Source organism: Bacillus sp. NTK071 (genome assembly GCF_017303315.1).
In the GTDB taxonomy this organism is placed as follows: domain Bacteria; phylum Bacillota; class Bacilli; order Bacillales; family Guptibacillaceae; genus Guptibacillus.
This window is the reverse complement of record NZ_JAFKOI010000072.1, coordinates 1-268: the sequence shown is the minus strand read 5'-3', so window position 1 is coordinate 268 and position 268 is coordinate 1. Positions and strand designations below refer to the sequence as shown.

Below are 268 nucleotides of genomic sequence, written 5' to 3'. Positions count from 1 at the left end.
CGATCTGCTTGTTCTGGTCGATCAGCGCGTTGAACGTGTGGAAGAACTCTTCCTGCGTCGATTCCTTGCCGGCGATGAACTGCACGTCGTCGACCATCAGGATATCGACCGAGCGGAACAGCGATTTGAAATCCATGATCTGCTTTTCGCGCAGAGCCTGCACGAAGCGGTACATGAACTGCTCGGCGCTGAGATACAGCACGCGGGCCTCGGGATTGCGCTGCTGCAAGTCCCACGCGATGGCGTGCATCAGGTGGGTCTTGCCCAG

General features: G+C 58.2%; 1 protein-coding gene. It reads right to left on the bottom strand.

Annotated elements, in window-relative coordinates; translation table 11 throughout:
• The coding region (locus JI666_RS22095; protein WP_206895033.1) for a DnaA ATPase domain-containing protein at window positions 1–268 on the bottom strand (268 nt) is incomplete at both ends.